The organism is Schinkia azotoformans LMG 9581, assembly GCF_000307855.1.
Classification (GTDB): domain Bacteria; phylum Bacillota; class Bacilli; order Bacillales; family Bacillaceae_J; genus Schinkia; species Schinkia azotoformans.
The window spans coordinates 1-4,125 of the sequence record NZ_AJLR01000132.1 but is presented as its reverse complement, the minus strand read 5'-3'; the positions used below and the strand labels follow the sequence as shown (position 1 = coordinate 4,125).

5 protein-coding genes are annotated in these 4,125 nt (G+C 35.6%); 4 read left to right on the top strand and 1 reads right to left on the bottom strand.

Annotation, left to right across the window (positions count from 1 at the left end; genetic code table 11):
- The first annotated feature begins 263 nt into the window (after positions 1-263).
- From BAZO_RS16135 to perR, 3 genes are all read left to right on the top strand, one after another.
- Positions 264-1,214 carry a D-2-hydroxyacid dehydrogenase gene (locus BAZO_RS16135; RefSeq protein ID WP_003332742.1) on the top strand — a complete coding sequence of 317 codons (951 nt, stop codon included), beginning with the start codon at positions 264-266 and terminating at the stop codon, positions 1,212-1,214.
- A gap of 2 nt (positions 1,215-1,216) precedes the next feature.
- The gene (locus BAZO_RS16130) at positions 1,217-1,765 is read left to right on the top strand and encodes a cob(I)yrinic acid a,c-diamide adenosyltransferase (protein WP_003332741.1); all 549 of its coding nucleotides are present in this window, start codon (positions 1,217-1,219) and stop codon (positions 1,763-1,765) included.
- A 130-nt stretch (positions 1,766-1,895) separates the two neighbouring features.
- Positions 1,896-2,333, top strand: coding sequence for a peroxide-responsive transcriptional repressor PerR (gene perR, locus BAZO_RS16125; RefSeq protein ID WP_003332740.1), 438 nt, complete (start codon positions 1,896-1,898; stop codon positions 2,331-2,333).
- Positions 2,334-2,470: 137 nt separating this feature from the next.
- On the opposite strand, the gene BAZO_RS16120 is transcribed toward perR, so the two are convergent.
- The gene (locus tag BAZO_RS16120) at positions 2,471-2,830 is read right to left on the bottom strand and encodes a YgzB family protein (RefSeq protein WP_003332739.1); all 360 of its coding nucleotides are present in this window, start codon (positions 2,828-2,830) and stop codon (positions 2,471-2,473) included.
- A gap of 169 nt (positions 2,831-2,999) precedes the next feature.
- On the opposite strand from BAZO_RS16120, the gene BAZO_RS16115 reads away from it, so the two are divergent.
- Entirely contained in the window at positions 3,000-3,875 is an 876-nt protein-coding gene (locus BAZO_RS16115) for a nucleotidyltransferase-like protein (RefSeq protein ID WP_003332738.1), read from the top strand.
- Positions 3,876-4,125 lie beyond the last annotated feature (250 nt).

Sequence of the window (4,125 nt, the reverse complement as noted above, 5' to 3'; positions counted from 1 at the left end):
AGTCAACTAAGAATTGCTAGTGCAATTCAAGTTTCCTTTATCTCAGTCGAAGACCCTCCAGTTTGTACGGCGATGAGCAAGGCGCTTCCGCTTTTCTAAAAAGCCTATTTTTCGATAACACAGGCAATCACCTATACAACAAGGACTTATCGTACGTATAGTAAAGTGTAGGGCATACCTCCTCAGATGATAGCATTGAATGCGGGATACTAAATCTCGCATTTTTTTTGTTCTTTTGTATAATTAATCTAGGGGTGAGTTTGGTGAAAATAGTAACGTCATTTAATGTAAATCCGAAAATCCAAAATGAACTTATGGAAAAATTTCCGAATATTGAGTTTTCATTTCACAAGGTGATGAAAGAAGCAGTGAGCGAAATTGATAGTGCCGAAATTTTAGTTTCATATGGCGGGGATTTAAATGAAGAAGTGATTAATAAAGCTGCCAATTTAAAATGGATTATGGTTTTTTCAGCCGGCATAGAAAAACTACCTTTTGAAACAATCAAACAAAAAGGGATTCTCGTTACAAACGCACGGGGAACTTCCAAAATACCAATGGCTGAATACACAATGGGGATGATCCTCCAGGTTGCAAGAAAAACCAAACAGCTGATTGAAAACGAAAAGCAGGAAGAATGGAATCGAAGATTAAAAATGATTGAGATTTCAGGAGCAACGATTACGATCATGGGTACAGGATCGATTGGCTCAGAGATTGCTAGACTTGCCAGAGCCTTTGGAATGAAAACGGTTGGAATCAATCGAAGTGGCCGGAGTGTAGAATATTTTGATGAAGTATATCCTGTAACAGAAATGGACAAGGCAATTGAACAAGGTGATTACATTGTTTCGGTATTACCTAGTACACCTGATACATATCATTTATTAAAAGAACAGCATTTCAAAATAATGAAAAATGATTGTTTATTTATGAATATAGGTAGGGCAAGCCTTGTAGATGAAAACGTTTTAATGAAAGCGCTTGAAACGGATGAGATTGCTCATGCTGTTTTAGATGTTTTCGAGACAGAGCCGTTGCCAAAAGGGCATCCATTTTGGCAAATGGAAAATGTTACGATTACCCCACATCTTTCAGGGGTTTCCCGACAATATCTATTAAGGTGCATAGAAATATTTGAACACAATCTTAAGCAATATTTATCAGGTGAAAATAATTTGATCAATGTTATTGATTTAGATAGGGGGTATTAGGGATGAAAATTTATACAAAAACAGGTGACAAAGGAACAACATCCTTGGTCTACGGGGAAAGGGTATCAAAAACGGACCCGCGAGTAGAAGCCTATGGTACTTGTGATGAAGCCAATTCAATGATTGGGCTAGCACTAAGCCATCTTAACAATGAAGAATTTGAAGGGAAAAAGGAAATACTTGAAGTATTTCATCGAATTCAAACAAGCCTATTCCATGTCGGTGCTGAATTATCTACACCGGTAGGAAAAGAAGTGAAATGGAAGGTTTCTCCGGATGACATTGCGGAACTAGAGAAGATTTTGGATAAATGGGACGAAAAAATTCCTCCGCTGCAAAACTTTATATTACCAGGAGGACATCCATCCGGTGCCGGGCTGCATGTTGCCAGAACAATCGTTAGAAGGGCGGAACGAAAAGCGGTAGCCGTTGGGGAAGATGTAAATCCATTAGTATTATCCTATTTAAATCGTCTTTCAGACTTTTTATTTGTTGCAGCACGCTATATTAATTATTGTTTAAAAACTGAAGAACTCGGCCTACACCAATGAACTAGTCTGGACATGGATCATGAAAGCGTCTCCTAGTATTGACAATCCTGTTACTTGCAATATATAATATTTATAAGATTATAACTATTATAAAGTAATAATTTATACATGGAAAAGAGGTGCATGACGCATGTCTGAATTACGTATTCAAGAAGCGATGGAAACATTAAAAGGGTCTGGAGTTCGAATCACTCCGCAACGTCATGCGATATTGGAGTATTTGCTTCAATCTATGTCACACCCGACCGCGGATGATATATATAAAGCGCTTGAAGGGAAATTCCCGAATATGAGCGTGGCAACTGTATACAATAACTTGCGTGTGTTTAAAGATGTTGGCTTAGTACGAGAGTTAACATATGGAGACTCTTCAAGTCGTTTTGATTGTAACATTTCAGATCACTATCATGTAATTTGTGAAGAATGCGGCAAGATTGTCGACTTCCATTATCCAGGATTTTATGAAGTCGAAAAACTTGCTGAGCATGTCACTGGATTTGACGTAAGCCATCACCGTATGGAAGTATACGGAACATGTCCGGAATGTAGAGATATTAAAAGGCATTAAAAAAACATGGTCATTATGCTGATAAAGCGAATGGCCATGTTTTTTTGTACTATCAGAATTTATATTCTAATTTGAAGATAGTATAAGAAAGGACATCGACTTCCGCCATTATTGGCGGCAAGTCGTGTCTTTCTAATTTATGATTTTGATTTTTTCTTTGAGTTATATTTTTCGTCAAATTCTTTTCCTTCAAGGTTTGGATCCAATGTTAGCTGTTCATTACAGTACATACATAAATCAACCCTGCCAAGCATTTTTGTCGGCTTGTTACAGGACGGACATATGACTTGGACGGTTTTGGTCGAGAGCATGCCGATCCAAAAGTAAACGAGCGTACTTGCAATAATAAATAGAAAGCCAAGAATTATAAAAGTGATCATCAGCCAAGCGCTAGTTTTAAAGAATATACCTATGTACATGATTCCGATGCCAAGGAAAATAAGCAAAAGGGCAAATGTACGTATTTTATTTATTTTACTTGAATATTTTAATCCCATTTTATCCCTCCTAAATAAGCATTATATCATATTCGCAAATTTATTCGTTACCATAGCAGTAAATTTTTTGTCGAAAAAAGGTATTTAAGACTTAGTGTAGAAATTATATATAACTGAAAAAATTTTGCGAAAAGCGAATAGTATAGAAGAGGTTTATGGAGGAATAGTTATGGAAAACTTACTACGGTCGATATATGAGACATTTGAAGGCCGTGAAGAAACCTTGGGAATATTAGTTTTAGAAAAAAAGAAAACAAACAGTCCACTAACGGAGCAATTCGATGCTTTAATTATCATAATAGTGAAGAATGATGCAAATATGGATTCTCCTTGTAATGTGGAACATTATAGCATAGAAAATAATAGTATTGCCGTGAACATCATTTCGGAAAACAAGTTTTTAAAATGGTTGCCAAGTGGAAATTTCCGAAGAAACCTATTGTGGGTAATTAATGGACAAATCGTGTTTGATCGGGATGGCTATTTAGAAAACCTTAAAAACAATTTATTTGAAAATCCAATCGAAACTAGGAAAAAGAAAATAGCAATGGAGTTTGCTGAATTAATCCGTAGTTGTTCAATTGGAAAAGAACTATATGACGGAAAGCAGTATTTAGATGCATTTAATCAAATGGTTCAATCATTGCACCATCTTGCGAGACTGTCTGTACTTGAGCATGGCTTTTATCCGGAAATTACAGTATGGAATCAAGTCAAAAAGATCGAACCGGAAGTGTATGCATTATATCTGGAATTAGTCGAAAGCAGTGAATTAATCGAAAAGCGGGTAGAACTTTTATTGTTAGCAATCGAATTTGCGATTAGTTCCAGGGCAAGAATTGGAAGTAGTTATCTAATAGAAATAATGAAATCCAAAAAGGACGCATGGACTATTTCAGAACTAGTCAATGAACCGAAACTAAAAGAACTTGCAAAAGATTTAGGATTACTTCTGCAATATTTATATGCAAAAAATATAGTGCAAATTGAAACTAAAGAGATTGAAGGTCCTGGCATATATCAAATGCAATATAAAGTAAGATAAAAAGTTGTTGACTTTAATAATGCTAACATGCTATATTAAGAACCGTCGCTGCAAACATAAATTAGTGGCGGTTTTAATTTTTAAAGAATCTCTTGACTTACTGTCGTGATGGTGGTAAATTAAGAAAGTCGCTGTTTGAAGAAAACGATAAAAACTTTTTTAAAAAAAGTTGTTGACTTCTACGAAACAGTTTGGTATGATAATAAATGTCGCTGAAAGAACTCAGTTGACAAGATTGAAATGATCTTTG